The 16123-nt window shown below is 63.6% G+C and carries 18 protein-coding genes; 16 read left to right on the top strand and 2 right to left on the bottom strand.

The genetic code is table 11. The features are described from left to right. Nucleotides 1-646 precede the first annotated feature (646 nt). The 11 genes from KIP88_RS36360 to KIP88_RS36310 all read left to right on the top strand — a co-directional run bounded on the left by KIP88_RS36360 (nt 647) and on the right by KIP88_RS36310 (nt 10376). Nucleotides 647-1270, top strand: a complete 624-nt coding sequence (locus tag KIP88_RS36360) for a glutathione S-transferase family protein (protein WP_214492974.1) — start codon at nt 647-649, stop codon at nt 1268-1270. A gap of 349 nt (nt 1271-1619) precedes the next feature. Next, nucleotides 1620-2930, top strand: a complete 1311-nt coding sequence (glyA, locus tag KIP88_RS36355; protein ID WP_214492973.1) for a serine hydroxymethyltransferase — start codon at nt 1620-1622, stop codon at nt 2928-2930. Between the two features lie 12 nt (nt 2931-2942). Next, complete coding sequence (gene nrdR, locus KIP88_RS36350) at nt 2943-3425, top strand: transcriptional regulator NrdR (RefSeq protein WP_108513565.1); 483 nt, start codon at nt 2943-2945, stop codon at nt 3423-3425. Further along, nucleotides 3422-4564, top strand: a complete 1143-nt coding sequence (gene ribD / locus KIP88_RS36345; RefSeq protein WP_214492972.1) for a bifunctional diaminohydroxyphosphoribosylaminopyrimidine deaminase/5-amino-6-(5-phosphoribosylamino)uracil reductase RibD — start codon at nt 3422-3424, stop codon at nt 4562-4564. Before nrdR ends, ribD begins: the two co-directional genes overlap by 4 nt. Beyond that, nucleotides 4565-5173, top strand: a complete 609-nt coding sequence (locus KIP88_RS36340; protein WP_214492971.1) for a riboflavin synthase — start codon at nt 4565-4567, stop codon at nt 5171-5173. A gap of 56 nt (nt 5174-5229) precedes the next feature. Beyond that, entirely contained in the window at nt 5230-5721 is a 492-nt protein-coding gene (gene ribH / locus KIP88_RS36335; RefSeq protein ID WP_214492970.1) for a 6,7-dimethyl-8-ribityllumazine synthase, read from the top strand. Between the two features lie 2 nt (nt 5722-5723). Beyond that, nucleotides 5724-6218 carry a transcription antitermination factor NusB gene (gene nusB / locus KIP88_RS36330; RefSeq protein WP_214492969.1) on the top strand — a complete coding sequence of 165 codons (495 nt, stop codon included), beginning with the start codon at nt 5724-5726 and terminating at the stop codon, nt 6216-6218. Continuing rightward, on the top strand, nt 6211-7209 hold the full coding sequence (thiL, locus tag KIP88_RS36325) for a thiamine-phosphate kinase (RefSeq protein WP_308163718.1): 999 nt from the start codon (nt 6211-6213) through the stop codon (nt 7207-7209). The genes nusB and thiL overlap by 8 nt, the downstream gene beginning before the upstream one ends. Before the next feature lie 210 nt (nt 7210-7419). Further along, a complete protein-coding gene (locus KIP88_RS36320) occupies nt 7420-7629 on the top strand; it encodes a cold-shock protein (protein WP_028345703.1) in 210 nt (69 codons plus the stop codon). Between the two features lie 336 nt (nt 7630-7965). Then, nucleotides 7966-10086, top strand: coding sequence for a sodium-translocating pyrophosphatase (locus KIP88_RS36315; protein ID WP_214492967.1), 2121 nt, complete (start codon nt 7966-7968; stop codon nt 10084-10086). A 134-nt stretch (nt 10087-10220) separates the two neighbouring features. Continuing rightward, nucleotides 10221-10376 carry a hypothetical protein gene (locus tag KIP88_RS36310; RefSeq protein WP_214492966.1) on the top strand — a complete coding sequence of 52 codons (156 nt, stop codon included), beginning with the start codon at nt 10221-10223 and terminating at the stop codon, nt 10374-10376. 15 nt (nt 10377-10391) lie between these two features. Here KIP88_RS36310 and KIP88_RS36305 read toward each other — a convergent pair whose 3' ends face one another. Together KIP88_RS36305 and KIP88_RS36300 are read right to left on the bottom strand one after the other, a co-directional pair. Then, complete coding sequence (locus tag KIP88_RS36305; protein ID WP_214492965.1) at nt 10392-11396, bottom strand: tripartite tricarboxylate transporter substrate binding protein; 1005 nt, start codon at nt 11394-11396, stop codon at nt 10392-10394. A gap of 126 nt (nt 11397-11522) precedes the next feature. Further along, nucleotides 11523-11999, bottom strand: coding sequence for an outer membrane protein assembly factor BamE (locus KIP88_RS36300; protein WP_374226552.1), 477 nt, complete (start codon nt 11997-11999; stop codon nt 11523-11525). 130 nt (nt 12000-12129) lie between these two features. Between KIP88_RS36300 and KIP88_RS36295 the strand changes: the two genes are divergently transcribed. The 5 genes from KIP88_RS36295 to KIP88_RS36275 all read left to right on the top strand — a co-directional run bounded on the left by KIP88_RS36295 (nt 12130) and on the right by KIP88_RS36275 (nt 16035). Continuing rightward, a complete protein-coding gene (locus KIP88_RS36295; protein ID WP_214492964.1) occupies nt 12130-12678 on the top strand; it encodes a ubiquinol-cytochrome C chaperone family protein in 549 nt (182 codons plus the stop codon). After that, on the top strand, nt 12675-13262 hold the full coding sequence (locus KIP88_RS36290) for a DUF177 domain-containing protein (RefSeq protein WP_214492963.1): 588 nt from the start codon (nt 12675-12677) through the stop codon (nt 13260-13262). Before KIP88_RS36295 ends, KIP88_RS36290 begins: the two co-directional genes overlap by 4 nt. A 302-nt stretch (nt 13263-13564) precedes the next feature. Then, the gene (gene plsX / locus KIP88_RS36285; RefSeq protein WP_214492962.1) at nt 13565-14602 is read left to right on the top strand and encodes a phosphate acyltransferase PlsX; all 1038 of its coding nucleotides are present in this window, start codon (nt 13565-13567) and stop codon (nt 14600-14602) included. Continuing rightward, on the top strand, nt 14599-15576 hold the full coding sequence (locus tag KIP88_RS36280; RefSeq protein ID WP_214492961.1) for a beta-ketoacyl-ACP synthase III: 978 nt from the start codon (nt 14599-14601) through the stop codon (nt 15574-15576). Before plsX ends, KIP88_RS36280 begins: the two co-directional genes overlap by 4 nt. A 129-nt stretch (nt 15577-15705) precedes the next feature. After that, complete coding sequence (locus KIP88_RS36275) at nt 15706-16035, top strand: integration host factor subunit alpha (RefSeq protein WP_214492960.1); 330 nt, start codon at nt 15706-15708, stop codon at nt 16033-16035. Nucleotides 16036-16123 lie beyond the last annotated feature (88 nt).

Genomic DNA, 16123 nt, shown 5'->3' with positions numbered 1-16123 from the left:
GTTGGCCATCGTCACGAACGTGCGGTGAGATGCGATGGACGCAGAAGGCGCGCTAGACGTACGCGCCTGACGCGTACGGCGAAGTCGTGTGGTTCTGACGCCGCGGTGCTGGCGTCAAGTTGCGCAGGGTTCATTCCCCCGCGTGGCGACGGTGGCAAGAAAGCCGTTCACCGGGGAGAGCACGAAGTAAGCCGTAAAGCCATTGCGCAGGGAAGGCCGGAGTGTTTCCGCCGAACCTGTATGCTCGTGTGCGTGCTCTTTGTGTGCACCTGCACGCGAGACCGCGGGTGCGGCGCGCACCCGGTCTTCCCTGCGCCCTCTATTTCGAGAGGGCGGGAAGTTTCTGGCAACCTCGGACAGTTTATGTCGCGAGATCGCGAACGCATATTCAGTTGTCGTCACCCGCGAATGCGGGTGACCCAGTATCCCAGAGACAGCAGTGATTGAACCGACAGGCCGCGGCGTACTGGATCCCCCGCCTTCGCGGGGGACGACGATCGTGTGGCGCTTCAGTATTTCATCGTCATTGCGAGCGCAGCGAAGCAATCCCACCTCTCCGCTTGTGGCACGATGGATTGCTTCGCTTCTCCTGCAATGACACTCTCAAGCCAACCGCGCCCACCCAACAACAACCAGAGGAAATCCCATGCTCGCGCTTCATCATCTCAACGACTCCCGCTCGCAGCGAATTCTGTGGCTGCTGGAGGAACTGGGCACGCCCTATGAGATGAAGCGCTATCAGCGCAACGCCGAGACCCGGCTCGCGCCGCCGGAGTTGAAAGAGATTCATCCGCTCGGCAAGTCGCCCGTCATCACCGACGGCGACACGACGATCGCCGAATCCGCCGCCATCGTCGACTACATCATCCGCCGCTACGGTAAGGGCGCGATGATGCCGGCGACGGGAAGCGCGGACTACGAGGCCTACAACGAGTGGCTGCATTACTCCGAGGGCTCGGCGATGCTGCCGCTGATGCTGAACCTCTACGTGTCCCGGCTGAAGGAAGCGGGAGCGCCGCTGCATCCGCGTATCGACAGCGAACTCGCCAACCATCTCGGCTATGTCGACGCCGCGCTGAAGGGGCGGGAGTTCTTTGTCGGCCCGTCGCTGACCGGCGCCGACATCCAGATGAGCTTTGTTGGCGAGATGGCAAAAGTGTTCGGGAAGCTGGAGCCTTATCCGAACCTCACGGCCTGGCTGGGCCGGATGCACGCCCGACCGGCGTTCCAACACTCGATCGCCAAGGGCGGGCCGTACCGGTTTGCGTAACTCTCCGTCGTTCCGGCCAAGCGAAGCGCGAGCCGGAACCCCGAGCGTGAGCGCACTGCGCTCATCGCGGGCGCCGCGGCCGTCGGAAAGGGGGCACCTTGGCGGACGCCTTCCTCGCCCAAGGGGCTTCCGTGGGTATGGGCCCCGGCTCAAGGCCGGGGCGACGGTTGGGGAGGGGGACCGGGTCACCCCTTCATTCCCACCATATCTGGCATAAATACCAGCCGTGTACCGCAAGTGCTTGGCCAATTCCGGCCGATGTGGTATCTCGCAGATACTTCTTTCGACCGCCACACATAGCCGACCGCTTCGCCCCTAAGGGCTTGCGGCGGTGGAGATATTTCGCCCAATGACCTCCTCGTCCTCGAGCTCCAAGACCGCCTCCGCGCCCGACTCGTTCTTCACGGCCACGCTCGCCGAGGCCGACCCGGAAATCGCTGCTGCGATCAAGGGCGAACTCGGCCGCCAGCGGCATGAGATCGAGCTGATTGCGTCGGAAAACATCGTCAGCCGGGCCGTGCTGGAAGCGCAGGGTTCGGTGATGACGAACAAGTACGCGGAAGGCTATCCGGGCGCGCGCTACTACGGCGGCTGCGAATGGGTCGACGTCGCCGAGACGCTGGCAATCGAGCGCGCCAAGAAATTGTTCGGCGCGGGCTTCGCCAACGTGCAGCCGAACTCCGGCAGCCAGATGAACCAGGCCACTTTTCTGGCGCTGCTGCAGCCCGGCGATACCTTCATGGGCCTCGACCTTGCCGCCGGCGGCCATCTCACCCACGGCTCGCCCGTCAACATGTCCGGCAAGTGGTTCAAGGCCGCGCACTACACGGTGCGGCGCGAGGACCAGATCATCGACATGGATGAGGTCGCAAAGCAGGCCGAGCAGGTGAAGCCGAAGCTGATCATCGCCGGTGGTTCTGCCTATTCGCGTGCCTGGGACTTCAAGCGCTTCCGCGAGATCGCTGACAGCGTCGGCGCCTATCTGCTGGTCGACATGGCGCATTTCGCCGGCCTCGTCGCCGGCGGCGTCCATGCCTCGCCGGTGCCGCATGCCCACGTCACCACCACCACCACGCATAAATCGCTGCGCGGCCCGCGCGGCGGCCTGATCCTCTGCAACGACGAGGCGATCGCCAAGAAGCTGAATTCGGCGATCTTCCCGGGTCTGCAGGGCGGTCCGCTGATGCATGTGATCGCTGCCAAGGCCGTCGCCTTCGCCGAAGCGCTGCGCCCTGACTTCAAGGTCTATGCGAAGAACGTCGTTGAAAACGCCAAGGCGTTGGCGGAAACGCTGCGCGGTCACGGTTTCGATATCGTCTCCGGCGGCACCGACAACCATCTGATGCTGGTCGACCTGCGGCCGAAGGGCCTGAAGGGCAACGTGTCCGAGAAGGCGCTGGTGCGCGCCGCCATCACCTGCAACAAGAACGGCATTCCCTTCGATCCCGAAAAGCCGTTCGTCACCTCCGGTCTGCGTCTCGGCACGCCGGCGGCGACCACGCGCGGCTTCGGCGTTGCTGAATTCAAGCAGGTCGGCGGCATGATCGCCGAAGTGCTCAACGCGCTGGCGCAGTCGGACGACGGCAAGGCGCCGCTGGTGGAAGCCGCGATCAAGGAACGCGTCAAGGCGCTCACCGACCGCTTCCCGATTTATCAGTAAGGGTCCAATTGGATGCGCTGTCCGAGCTGCAACAGTCTCGATACGCAGGTGAAGGACTCGCGTCCGACCGAAGACTCGGCCGTGATCCGGCGGCGGCGGGTGTGCATCGCCTGCAACTTCCGCTTCACGACCTTCGAGCGGGTGCAGTTGCGCGAACTGACCGTGATCAAGCGCAACGGCCGCCGGGTGCCGTTCGACCGCGACAAGCTGGTCCGCTCGCTGCAGATCAGTTTGCGCAAGCGGCCGGTCGATCCTGAGCGGGTCGAGAAGATGGTTTCCGCGATCGTGCGCGAGCTCGAAAGCGGCGGTGAGGCGGAAGTATCCTCGGAGGCGATCGGCGAGATCGTGATGGAGCATCTGCGCCAGCTCGATGACGTCGCCTATGTGCGCTTTGCGTCGGTCTATCGCAACTTTCGCGAAGCCAAGGACTTCGAGGCCGTGCTCGGCGAACTCTCCGCGGAAGACGACGCGCGGGTCGCCACGTTACGCAAATGATCTTCCGCATTCTGGAAGACCAGTACGCACAGAAATCCAAAGAGGCCAAAGCGGCGGACCAGCGCTTCATGCAGCTCGCGCTGTCGCTCGGCCGGCGCGGACTGGGCCGCACCTGGCCGAACCCGGCTGTCGGCGCGGTCGTGGTCAAGGATGGCGTCATCGTCGGCCGTGGCTGGACCCAACCAGGCGGGCGGCCGCATGCCGAGCCCGAGGCGCTGAGACGCGCCGGTGAAGCCGCGCGGGGCGCGACGCTCTATGTGACGCTGGAGCCCTGTTCGCATTTCGGCAAATCGCCGCCTTGCGTCGATGCGGTGATCGCGTCAGGCATTGCGCGCGTGGTGTCGGCGATCGAAGACCCCAACCCTGAAGTGGCCGGGCAGGGGCATGCCAAACTTCGCGCGGCCGGGATCGCGGTCGAGGTTGGCCTGGGCGGTCGGGAAGCCGCGCACGATCACGCCGGGCATTTCCGCCGTATCCGCGACAAGCGCCCCCATGTGATCCTGAAACTCGCCGTCTCCGCCGACGACAAGATCGGCGCCGCCGGCCACAAGCCGGTCGCGATCACGGGCGAGGCGGCGAAGACACGCGTGCATCTGTTGCGCGCGCAATGCGACGCCATCCTGGTCGGCATCGGCACCGTGCTGGCGGACGATCCGGTTCTGACCTGCCGCCTGCCGGGGATGGAGGCGCGGTCACCGGTGCGGGTGGTGCTGGATCGCGCGCTGCGCATTCCGGGCACCAGCCGGCTGGTTCATTCCGCGCGCGAAACGCCGCTCTGGGTGGTCGGTTCGCAAATAGCCGAAGCTCCCGCGGCCGCGAAGCTGAGGGCGGCCGGTGTCGAAGTGATCCGTGCTGCCTCGGCATCGGCAACAGAGCTTCCCGTTGTCCTGTTTGCGCTTGCCGACAATGGCGTCACTCGCCTGTTGGTCGAGGGCGGCGCGCGGGTGGCGGCGTCCTTCGTTGCGGCGAACCTCGTCGACGAAATCTGGCTGCTGCGTGGACCTGATGCCATCGGGACCGGTGGTATTCCCGCGCTGGACGCATTGCCGCTGTCGGCAATCACCGGGTCGTCCGCGTTCAAGACACGTGCTAGCGAACCACTCGGCAAAGACACTCTCACCATCTACGAGCGCGTTTAAATGTTCACCGGAATTGTCACCGACATCGGCGAGATCGCGAGCCTCACGCCAACGGCGCAGGGCCAGTTGCACCGCATGCGCATTGCCTGCCGTTACGACCAGAGCACCATCGCCGACGGCGCCTCGATCGCCTGCAACGGCGTCTGCCTGACCGTGGTCGCTTCCGGCGTCGAGGGCGGCAAGACCTGGTTCGACGTCGATGCCGCAGCCGAAACGCTCGGCATGACGACCGCAAAGCACTGGGTCAAGGGCACAAAACTCAACCTCGAGCGCGCGCTGAAGATCGGCGACGAACTCGGCGGCCATATTGTCGCGGGGCATGCGGATGGCATTGCGACCATCGTCAAGCGTGACGATCTGCCTGACATGGCGCGGTTCGAACTGCGCACCACGCGGGAGCTGGCGCGCTTTATCGCCACCAAAGGCTCGGTGACGCTGGATGGCGTGTCGCTGACGGTGAACACGGTCGAGGATGTCACGTTTTCGGTGCTGATCATCCCGCACACGCTCAGCGTCACCACGCTCGGCGGCTGGCGTGCCGGCAGCGAGGTCAATATCGAGGTCGATTTGATGGCCCGCTATGCGGCGCGGCTGTCGGAAATGAAGTGACAGGCAGGCATACGGCGCTTAAAACGCCGGCCAGCGAGTAAGACGGAAGGTAGTTGATGGCAGACGCGCGGCGCGCCCCTTTAAAAGACCAGACCGACATTTCAGGCGCGCGCGCGCTGATCGTCGAGGCGCGATTCTATGACGACATCCAGGACGCGTTGATGGAAGGCGCGGTTGCCGAGCTCAAGGCGGCCGGCGTGACGCACGACGTCATCACGGTACCCGGCGCCCTGGAAATTCCGGCGGCGATCGCGATCGCGCTCGATGCTGCCGAAAAGAACGGCAAGCCTTATGATGCGGCAATCGCGCTCGGCTGCGTGGTGCGCGGCGACACCATCCATTTCGAAATCGTCTCGATCGAATCCTCGCGCGCACTGATGGATCTCGCGGTCGCCAGAGGTTTTCCGCTCGGTAACGGCATCATCACAGTTAATACCGATGCGCAGGCCTGGGCGAGGGCGCGCGCCAGCGAGTTGAACAAGGGCGGCGACGCCGCGCGTGCCGCGCTGGCGATGCTGCGGATCAAGCGCCGGCTGACAAAGGCCTGACGATGGCAGACAGCAAGAAGCCAGCGAAAAGTCCCGATAAGAAAGCCAACCGCCGTGGCGCGGCGCGGCTCGCCGCCGTGCAGGCGCTCTACCAGATGGACATTGCCGGCGCCGGGATCAACGACATCTTCGCCGAGTTCGAAAGCCACTGGCTCGGCAACGAGGTGGAAGGCGACAAATATCTGCCGGCGGAAGCTGCGTTCTTCAAGGATGTGGTGGCCGGTGTGGTGCGCGATCAGGCCAAGCTCGATCCCTTGATCGACGATGCGCTCCAGAAAGGCTGGCCGCTGAAGCGGATCGACGCGATTTTGCGCGCGGTGCTGCGGGCAGGCTCCTACGAACTGGAGCACCGCAAGGACGTGCCGGGCCGCGTGGTCGTGTCCGAATATGTCGACGTCGCGCATGCCTTCGTCGAAAAGGAAGAGACCGGCATGGTGAATGCTGTACTCGACCAGATCGCGCGCCAGTTCCGCGCCGAAGAGTTCGCGCGTGGTTAGCGGAAAACCCGCGTCCGGCGAGGACTCGCTGATCGCGCGCTATTTCCGGCCGCTTGCGACCGACCCGGGCGCCTTTCGTCTCGACGACGACGCCGCGGCGTTGAAGCCTGACGGTTCCGACATCGTGGTGACGACGGACGCCATCGTCGAGGGCGTGCATTTCCTCTCCGACGATCCGCCCGACACCGTCGCGCGCAAGGCACTGCGGGTGAATCTGAGCGATCTCGCGGCGAAAGGGGCAACGCCGGCCGGCTTCGTGCTGACGCTGGCACTACGCAGCGCCGACGACGAGACATGGCTGAAGCCGTTCGCGGCGGCGCTGGGCGAGGATGCCGTGCAGTTCGCCTGTCCGCTGCTGGGCGGGGACACTGTGTCGACGCCCGGACCGCTGATGGTCTCGGTCACCGCATTCGGCCGGGTGCCGCCGGGCAAGATGATTCATCGCAGCGGCGCAAAACCTGGTGAGCGCGTGATGGTGACGGGTACGATCGGCGACGCCGCGCTGGGGCTTGCCATCCTGCGCGGCGGGAAGGTGCATGCCGCCGCATCCGACAAGGCCGCGCGCGAGGCGCTGATCGGGCGCTATCGCGTTCCGCAGCCGCGCGTGGCCATGGCCGAGATCGTTCGCGACTATGCCAGCGCGGCGATGGATGTGTCGGATGGCCTTGCCGGCGATCTCACCAAGCTCTGCGGCGTGTCCGGCGTGTCCGCGGTGATCGATCTGGTTTCGATCCCGCTGTCCGGCGCGGCGCAGGATCTGGTCTCGCGCGGCGTTGTCGGACTGGAGACGTTGATCGCTGGCGGCGATGATTACGAGATCCTGTGCACGCTATCGGAGGATTGCGTCGAGGCGTTCGCGCAAGCCGCACAGCATGCTGGTGTCGCCGTGAGTTCCATCGGAACGATGGTCGCGGGAAGCGCGGTTCCGAAATTCATCGACGGGCAGGGCAGGGAAATCGCGCTGGAATATCGCTCTTACAGCCATTTTTGAAGGTCGGCTCGTTAACGCCGTCGGCCTTTATTTCCCGCCAGCCATTGCTATTTTCGCCGAAAACCTATAGGTGTATTGCCATTCGATTACCGTCGTGCCTTTTCGAACGCGCTCCTTCGGGGCTTCTTCCAGAGACATCGTCGATATTGGATTTTGAATCCGTGCGATCGCCGTGCGGAATGAAAGCCTATGTGCTTTGGAGAAGAGAAAATGGCTACGGGAACAGTGAAGTGGTTCAACGGTCAAAAGGGTTTCGGTTTTATTGAGCCGAGCGATGGCAGCAAGGATGTGTTCGTGCACATCTCGGCCGTCGAGCGTGCGGGCCTCGGCGGATTGGCCGAAGGTCAGAAGGTTCAGTTCGAACTCAAGACCGACAAGATGCGGGGCAAGGTGAGCGCGGAAAACCTGTCGCTCGTCTAAGGCCTCGAAACGGTCGTTTCACGGATGTACTGGAATGGCTAGTGAGCCCGCTCGATCCTGATAGGATTGGGCGGGTTCTTGTATTTTGGGCCCAAGGCCACCTCAGGGGCTAGCGCCCGCCGCCGCGCGGACGACATTTGGCTGGCCCGGTTTACCGGTGAATCCTTTCAAAAATCGACGGATTCTGACCTCCGCGGCGTTGCGCCGGGGAGACGATTTTGGCATGGTCCCGCCGATTTGAGGTCACCCTTTTGGGCAGGGAAGGCCTCCATAATAAGCGCCGGCCGCGCTCGCGGGATGGCGTGGGGCGGAAAACCAGCATCTGAGGCAACTTCTATGACAGCATTATGGGTGATTGTGCTCTGCGGAGCGCTTTCGATCGTTTACGCCATTTGGGCGACGTCTTCCGTTCTCAAATCGGACGCCGGCAATCCGCGCATGCAGGAAATCGCGGCCGCGGTGGCCGAAGGCGCGCAGGCTTATCTCAAGCGCCAGTACATGACGATTGCCATGGTCGGCGTCGTGATTTTCGCCCTTCTGGCCTATTTCCTCGGCATGCTGGTTGCGATCGGCTTCCTGATCGGTGCGGTGCTGTCGGGCGCCGCGGGCTTCATCGGCATGAACGTCTCGGTCCGCGCCAACGTGCGCACCGCGCAGGCCGCGACCACCTCGCTGGCCGGCGGCCTCGAGCTCGCCTTCAAGGCCGGTGCCATCACCGGCATGCTGGTCGCGGGTCTCGCGCTGCTCGGCGTCACCATCTATTTCGCCTATCTCACCCACGGCTTGGGGCTGAAGGCCAATGACCGTGTCGTCGTCGATGCGCTGGTGGCGCTCGGCTTTGGCGCCTCGCTGATCTCGATCTTCGCCCGTCTCGGCGGCGGCATCTTCACCAAGGGTGCTGACGTGGGCGGCGACCTCGTCGGCAAGGTCGAGGCCGGTATCCCTGAGGACGATCCGCGCAACCCGGCGACCATCGCCGACAACGTCGGCGACAACGTCGGTGACTGCGCCGGCATGGCGGCCGACCTGTTCGAGACCTACGCGGTGACTGCGGTCGCCACCATGGTGCTCGCCGCGATCTTCTTCGCGAATTCGCCGCTGCTGGTGCCGATGATGACCCTGCCGCTCGCCATTGGCGGCGTCTGCATCATCACCTCGATCATCGGTACCTTCTTCGTCAAGCTCGGCGCCAGCCAGTCCATCATGGGCGCGCTGTACAAGGGCCTGATCGCAACCGGCGTCCTGTCGCTGCTCGGCGTTGCGGCCGTCATCAACTGGCTGATCGGCTTCGGCCCGCTGGCGGGCGTGAAATACACCGGCCTGGCGCTGTTCGAATGCGGCATCGTCGGCCTTGCCGTCACCGGCCTGATCATCTGGATCACCGAATACTACACCGGCACCGACTATCGCCCGGTAAAGTCGATCGCCGCTTCGTCGGTCACCGGCCACGGCACCAACGTGATCCAGGGTCTGGCGATCTCGATGGAATCGACCGCGATGCCCGCGATCGTCATCATCGCCGGCATCCTCATCACCTATAGCCTTGCCGGCCTGTTCGGCATCGCGATTGCGACCACGACGATGCTGGCGCTGGCCGGCATGATCGTGGCGCTCGACGCCTTCGGTCCGGTCACGGACAACGCCGGCGGCATTGCCGAAATGGCCGGCCTGCCGAAGGAAGTGCGCAAGTCGACCGACGCGCTCGACGCGGTCGGCAACACCACCAAGGCGGTCACCAAGGGCTACGCGATCGGCTCAGCCGGTCTCGGCGCGCTGGTGCTGTTCGCGGCCTACAATGAAGACCTCAAGTTCTTCATCGCCAACTCTGCCAAGCATCCGTACTTCCAGGGCGTGCTGCCCGACTTCTCGCTCAACAACCCCTACGTGGTGGTCGGCCTCTTGTTCGGGGGCCTGCTGCCGTATCTGTTCGGCGCGATGGGCATGACGGCGGTCGGCCGCGCGGCCGGCGCCATCGTCGAGGAAGTGCGGCGTCAGTTCCGCGAGAAGCCCGGCATCATGCAGGGTACCGACAAGCCGGACTACGGCAAGGCGGTCGACCTGCTGACCAAGGCGGCGATCAAGGAAATGATCATCCCGTCGCTGTTGCCGGTGCTGTCGCCGATCTTCGTCTACTTCGTGATCTACGCGATCGCGGGTGGCGGCGCGGCCGGCAAGTCGGCGGCGTTCTCCGCCGTCGGCGCCATGCTGCTCGGCGTGATCGTGACCGGTCTGTTCGTCGCGATCTCGATGACCTCGGGCGGCGGCGCCTGGGACAACGCCAAGAAGTACATCGAAGACGGCCATTACGGCGGCAAGGGCTCCGACGCCCACAAGGCGGCGGTGACCGGCGACACTGTCGGCGATCCCTACAAGGATACGGCGGGTCCCGCCGTCAACCCGATGATCAAGATCACCAACATCGTGGCGCTGTTGCTGCTGGCGATCCTGGCGCACTGAGCGCGAGAAGCTGAACGAAAAGAAAAACCCCGCGGTGTGAGCCGCGGGGTTTTTGATTCTGTGCAGGTTGAAGCTAAACCACCAGCATGTTCAACGAATCCGCAGAGACTGGCGGATAACATGGAGATTGATCGATGTCGCTGTCATCCGCCCGAAACTATGCGCTCCGCGCTTCCAAGTCGCAGGATCAGAAGGAGGCCGCCGAACTGCTGTCGAAAGCGATCCTGGAATTGGCGATGTCGATTGAAGCCACCGATGCCAAGATCAAGAAGATCAACAAATCATCCTGACCGAAAGCACGGGATTCAGCCCGCGTCCATCTGGAGGCCTTCGCGCTTGATGATCTCGCCGAATTTCGCCGTCTCCGCCTGCACGAAGTCGGAGAATTGCTGCGGCGTGCCCCAGTCGGCAGTTGCGCCCATCTTGCCGATGGTGGTCTTGATGTCCTCGCGCGCCAGCATCGCCTTGATCTCCTTGTTGAGCGCCTCGACCGCGGGAGCGGGCGTGGCCTTCGGCAGGAAGATGCCGAACCAGGACGAGACGTCGAACTTCGCCAGTTCGGGCGCGCTCTCGCGCATGGTCGGAATGCTCGGCGCCAATGCGCTGCGCTCGGTCGTGGTAACCGCGAGCGCGGTGAGCTTGCCGTCCTGCGTCTGCGGCAGCGTCGGGTAGAGGTTGTCGAACAGGATCTGGATATCGCCCGCCAGCGCCGCCTGCAGCGCAGGACCTGCGCCGCGGAACGGCACATGGACCATCTTCAGGCCGGTGAGCTGCAGGAACCAGGCGCCGGTAAGGTGAGGGCTCTGCCCGACGCCGGAGGAGCCGTAGGTCAGCTTGTCCGGATTGGCCTTGATGTAGGCGATCAATTCCCCGATCGTCTTGATGCCCGTGGACGGATGCGCCGACACGATGTTCGGAATCCGGATCATGTTGCTGACCGGCTGCAACTGGTCGGCCTTGTAGGTCATGTTGCGGAAGATGCTGTAGGCGATCGCGTTCGGTCCGGGATTGCCGACCAGGATGACGTGGCCGTCAGCCTTGCCCCGCACGGCTTCGGCGGTGCCGATGGTGCCGCCGCCGCCGGAGCGGTTTTCCACGACCGCCGACTGGCCCCACGCGGTCTGCAGATGCGCAGCCAGCAGCCGTCCCATCACGTCGGTGCTGCCGCCGGCCGCTGCCGGCACGATGAGACGCACGGTCTCGGTCGGCCGCCAGTCGGAGCCGTAGCTCGCGCGCGGCAAGATTGCCGCCGCCGAAACGGCTGCAGCTCCGGTCAAAACGCGGCGTCGCGAAATAGCTTTAATCGTCACAAGTTCACTCCCTGCCTTGGTTCTTGTTGGCAGGGACCGTAGGCAGCGCACGCGCAGAGGGCAAGCGGACGACTTGGCGCAGGATTTCCGCGTCGCGGAACAGAGTGAATCAGAGCTGACCGGGCTCTAGTTGAAGCTCAAGAGCTTGAACAGCGGCGTCAGGTAGCTGAGTTCCTGGCCGGAGGTGGGCGTGGTGCGGCTGATGAAGTCGAAGATCTTGCCGTCCTGCAATCCGTAATTGGCGAGCCGCTGCACTTGGCGGTTCTTGTCGAAATAGATCGCGATGACGCGCTGGTCGACGACCTGCTGGTTCATGAACGCGACTTTGCGCTCGGAGCGCTGCGAGATGTAATAGAACACCTCGCCGTTCAGGGTCGCGACCGTCGACGGCGTTCCCATCACGATCAGCACCTGGTCCTGGCTGGCGCCGATCGGGATCTGCTCCAGCGCGTTGGGCGGCAGGATATAGCCCTTCTGGAACTGCTCGCCGGTGCACCCGGCGAGCGCCGCGCAAATCAGTGCCACGGCTGCAACCGCGCGAAAACCGCGCCGACGCACGGTCAGGCGGCGACGCGAGGGCACACAGGTGCTCAGCTGGCTCATCTCGGTCATCTCAGGAATTAGCCCGTCCTCTTGCATCGCGCGGTGCGTTGACGTACCGGGCAGCACGCAGGATTGCAACATGCGTGGACTCCGGGCAAAGAATCTGGAGGGCCCGCTCGCGGAACCCACAATGCTTTGGCCATTCAATCACTTCAGGAAACCCCGGACGCCGTTGCGCGGCACCATCGAGGCCATCTATGGCATGATCGTGACGCAGGCGCGAGAACCGTTGTTTTACCGGGACTTTGGGGTTCCGGACACGGTTAACGGCCGTTTTGACCTGCTTCTGCTGCATTTGTGGCTGTTCTTGCGGCGCCTGAAGTCGGTGGAGGGCGGTACAGCCCTGTCGCAGGGGCTATTCGACCATTTTTGCAACGATATGGACGATAATCTGCGCGAGATGGGGGTCGGCGACCTCACGGTGCCGAAGCGCATGCAGGCCTTCGGCGAGGCCTTCTATGGCCGGACGGCGGCCTATGACTTTGCGCTGACGGAGGGCCGCGAGGCACTGGCGCAGGCGATATGCAAGAATATCCTGAACGGCGAGAACATCGAGAAGGCCCGCTTACTTGCTGCCTATGCCGAGGCGGCGATGGCCGCTCTCGACAGCCAGGACGAGGCGACGCTGGCGAGCGGTTCAGCCAGGTTTCCCCTGCCGGAGAATGGCGCGCAGCAATGAGCAAGACTGGTACGACAGAGAAGCCCGACCCATGGCGCGTCCCCGTCGCGGTAGCGCAGATACCGGAGACGGGCCTGCACCGCGACATCGAGGCCGATCAGGCCATCCGCAACGCGGTGGCCGATGTCGGAGGCTTGCGTGAGGTTCTTTCGGCGCAGGCCTCGTTCGACGTCACGCCAAAGAGCGGCGGCCGCTTCCACGTGGCCGGCCACGTGCGGGCACGGATCGGACAGACCTGCGTGGTGACGCTGGAGGAGATCGAGACCGATATCGACGAGCCGATCGATCTGACCTTCGCACCGCCCGAGCAGATCCCGCAGATGGCCGCGCTGGTCGATGAGGCCGAGGCGAGCGACGAGGAGACACCCGATCCTCCGGAACCGATCGAGAACGGCATAATCGATCTCGGCCGGGTCGCCACCGACGCATTGTATCTCGCGGTCGATCCATATCCGCGCAAACCCGGCGCCGTATTTGAGCCGGTGGTTGAAGCCGCCGATCCCGAGGATCACCCGTTCGCGGCGCTCAAGGCGTTGAAGGCAGAACCGAAAAAATCGGGCACCAGGAAGCCCAAGGGCAAGTAGCCGGCAGTTAAAGTGGCCGGCGAAGCTGCCACCGGTTCGAGGTGGCTGTGATATCCCGCCAGGAATGTCCCATAAGGCATTGAATCATATCGGGATATTTTGCACTCTTGATTTCCGGCCACAGCGCTTGGCTTTCGCCAAAAGAGCGTGGTCAAGAGGTTGTGTCGGGACAGGGACACGCTATTGTCGCGGCCCGGCGGGGGCGTGGTATTGCGCTTTGCCGAGCATCGCTTTGGCGGTGCCATTCCAGTGCGCGGCCGGGCTCTACGAGGGCCGCAAGAGATCAGGTTTCCGGGACGTTCATGCCGCAAAAGGTTCGAATCGCGCTTGACGCCATGGGTGGCGATGTCGGCGCATCGGTCGTCGTTCCCGGCGCCGCCATCTCTTTGAAACGGCATCCCGACAGCGAATTTCTGCTCTATGGCGACAGCAAGCAGATCGATGAGCAGCTTGCCAAATATCCGGCGCTGAAAAAGGCCTCCCGCGTCGTCCATACCGACGTCACCGTCAGCATGCACGACAAGCCGAGCCAGGCCCTGCGCCGCGGCCGCAAGAACTCGTCGATGTGGCTTGCGATCGACGCGGTGAAGAAGGGCGAGGCCGACGTGGCGGTTTCCGCGGGCAATACCGGCGCGCTGATGGCGATGGCGCGCTTCCATCTGCACACCATGCCCGGCATCGACCGGCCGGCCATTGCCGGCGTGTGGCCGACGGCACGCGGCGATTCCGTCGTACTCGATCTCGGTGCCAGCATCGGCGGCGACGCGCATCATCTAGTGTCGCTCGCGATCATGGGCAGCGCGATGGCGAGCGTGCTGTTCGGCCTGAAGCGTCCAACCGTCGGCCTGCTCAATATCGGGGTCGAGGAGGTCAAGGGTGGCGAGGAGATTCGCAAGGCGTCGGAACAATTGCGCGCGATGAATCTTCCAGAGCTCGACTATCTCGGCTTCGTCGAGGGTGACGGGATCGGCGCGGGCGCGGCTGATGTGATCGTCTCGGAAGGTTTCAGCGGCAACATCGCGTTGAAGGCCGCGGAAGGCACCGCACGCCAGATGGCGGATTTTCTGCGCAATGCGATGGCGAGCAGCTGGCAATCCAAGATTGGCTATTTGTTCGCCCGCAGCGCCTTCAAGGCGCTCCGGGACAAGCTTGATCCGAACAAATCCAATGGTGGTGTGTTGCTTGGACTGAAAGGTGTGGTTGTCAAGAGCCACGGCGGAATCAACGCCGAAGGCTTTGCCTACGCAGTTGATGTTGGCTATGAGATGGTCCGCTGCGATCTCCTCACCAAGATCAGTGCGCTGGTACAGGCGCAGATCGCGCAGGAGGTTGTGTCGTGACTGCAATACGTTCGGTCGTGCTCGGCTGCGGCTCATATTTGCCGGAGCGGATTCTGACCAATGCCGAATTGGCGAGCCGCATTGATACGTCCGACGAGTGGATCGTGCAGCGCACGGGCATCCGCGAGCGCCACGTCGCCGCCGAGGGCGAGTTCACCTCGCATCTGGCGATCAAGGCTGCGCGCGCGGCGCTGCATCATGCGAGGCTCGACGCCCAAGCGATCGACCTGATCGTGCTGGCGACTTCGACGCCGGACAACACCTTTCCGGCCACCGCGGTGGCGGTGCAGGAGGGCCTCGGCATCAACCACGGCGCGGCCTTCGACCTGCAAGCGGTCTGCTCCGGCTTCGTCTTTGCGCTGGCGACCGCCGACAATTTCCTGCGCGCAGGCTCTTACAAGCGCGCGCTGGTGATCGGCGCCGAGACCTTTTCGCGGATTCTGGACTGGAACGACCGCGGAACCTGCGTGCTGTTCGGCGATGGCGCCGGCGCGGTCGTGCTGGAGGCGCAGACGGAACCGGGCAAATCGAGCGACCGCGGCGTGCTGACGACGCATTTGCGTTCCGACGGCCGCCACAAGTCGAAGCTCTATGTCGACGGCGGTCCGTCCTCAACCCAGACCGTTGGCCTTTTGCGGATGGAAGGCCGCGAGGTGTTCAAGCACGCTGTCGGCATGATCACCGACGTGATCGTCGATGCCTTCAACGCCACCGGCCTGACGGCCGACGATATCGACTGGTTCATTCCGCACCAGGCCAACAAGCGAATCATCGATGCTTCGGCGAACAAGCTTCATATTGCACCGCAGAAAGTGGTGTTGACCGTCGATCTGCACGGCAATACGTCGGCCGCGTCGATTCCGCTGGCGCTGGCGGTCGCGGTCAAGGACGGACGCGTCAAGAAAGGCGATCTGCTGCTGCTCGAAGCCATGGGCGGCGGCTTTACCTGGGGTTCCGCGCTCGTGCGCTGGTAAGCGCTGCGTAAAAATACCGGTTAAATTGCAGCGTGTTCCATGCGCATGCATGATGCTCACTGTTGACCATTGCGTGCTAACCTCCTAATTTCAGGCAATAAATTGTTCGCCGAGAGTGCGGGGCAGGCGATGACCGGGACCGGAAAAACAGTCACACGTGTCGATTTGTGCGAGGCGGTCTACCAGAAGGTAGGCCTGTCACGAACGGAATCGTCGGCGTTTGTCGAACTCGTTTTGAAAGAGATCACCGACTGCCTGGAGAAGGGCGAGACGGTGAAGCTGTCGTCGTTCGGCTCGTTCATGGTGCGCAAGAAGGGTCAGCGGATCGGACGTAACCCGAAGACCGGTACTGAAGTGCCAATCTCGCCGCGTCGCGTGATGGTGTTCAAGCCGTCGGCTATTCTGAAGCAGCGGATCAACGGCCACGCGGTCGGCAATGGCGAGGGCAAGACCGACTAGTAAGACCGAGTACCACGACCGAGTACGAAGGCCGCGTAGCAAGACCGCGTAATCGTCTTCACAAACAACACGAGTTGAGAGGAGCGAG

It is taken from the genome of Bradyrhizobium sp. SRL28 (genome assembly GCF_018596315.1).
Classification (GTDB): Bacteria; Pseudomonadota; Alphaproteobacteria; order Rhizobiales; family Xanthobacteraceae; genus Bradyrhizobium.
This window is presented reverse-complemented; position numbering and strand designations above follow the sequence as displayed.

Excerpts from the sequence above, each read along its gene's own strand:
- ribD (WP_214492972.1), top strand. The coding sequence starts at position 3,422 with ATGATCTTCCGCATTCTGGAAGACCAGTACGCACAGAAATCCAAAGAG.
- KIP88_RS36360 (WP_214492974.1), top strand. The coding sequence starts at position 647 with ATGCTCGCGCTTCATCATCTCAACGACTCCCGCTCGCAGCGAATTCTG.
- KIP88_RS36275 (WP_214492960.1), top strand. The coding sequence starts at position 15,706 with ATGACCGGGACCGGAAAAACAGTCACACGTGTCGATTTGTGCGAGGCG.
- KIP88_RS36310 (WP_214492966.1), top strand. The coding sequence starts at position 10,221 with ATGTCGCTGTCATCCGCCCGAAACTATGCGCTCCGCGCTTCCAAGTCG.
- ribH (WP_214492970.1), top strand. The coding sequence starts at position 5,230 with ATGGCAGACGCGCGGCGCGCCCCTTTAAAAGACCAGACCGACATTTCA.
- glyA (WP_214492973.1), top strand. The coding sequence starts at position 1,620 with ATGACCTCCTCGTCCTCGAGCTCCAAGACCGCCTCCGCGCCCGACTCG.
- KIP88_RS36290 (WP_214492963.1), top strand. The coding sequence starts at position 12,675 with ATGAGCAAGACTGGTACGACAGAGAAGCCCGACCCATGGCGCGTCCCC.
- plsX (WP_214492962.1), top strand. The coding sequence starts at position 13,565 with ATGCCGCAAAAGGTTCGAATCGCGCTTGACGCCATGGGTGGCGATGTC.
- KIP88_RS36320 (WP_028345703.1), top strand. The coding sequence starts at position 7,420 with ATGGCTACGGGAACAGTGAAGTGGTTCAACGGTCAAAAGGGTTTCGGT.
- KIP88_RS36295 (WP_214492964.1), top strand. The coding sequence starts at position 12,130 with ATGCTTTGGCCATTCAATCACTTCAGGAAACCCCGGACGCCGTTGCGC.
- KIP88_RS36300 (WP_374226552.1), bottom strand. The coding sequence starts at position 11,999 with ATGAGCCAGCTGAGCACCTGTGTGCCCTCGCGTCGCCGCCTGACCGTG.
- nrdR (WP_108513565.1), top strand. The coding sequence starts at position 2,943 with ATGCGCTGTCCGAGCTGCAACAGTCTCGATACGCAGGTGAAGGACTCG.
- KIP88_RS36315 (WP_214492967.1), top strand. The coding sequence starts at position 7,966 with ATGACAGCATTATGGGTGATTGTGCTCTGCGGAGCGCTTTCGATCGTT.
- nusB (WP_214492969.1), top strand. The coding sequence starts at position 5,724 with ATGGCAGACAGCAAGAAGCCAGCGAAAAGTCCCGATAAGAAAGCCAAC.
- KIP88_RS36340 (WP_214492971.1), top strand. The coding sequence starts at position 4,565 with ATGTTCACCGGAATTGTCACCGACATCGGCGAGATCGCGAGCCTCACG.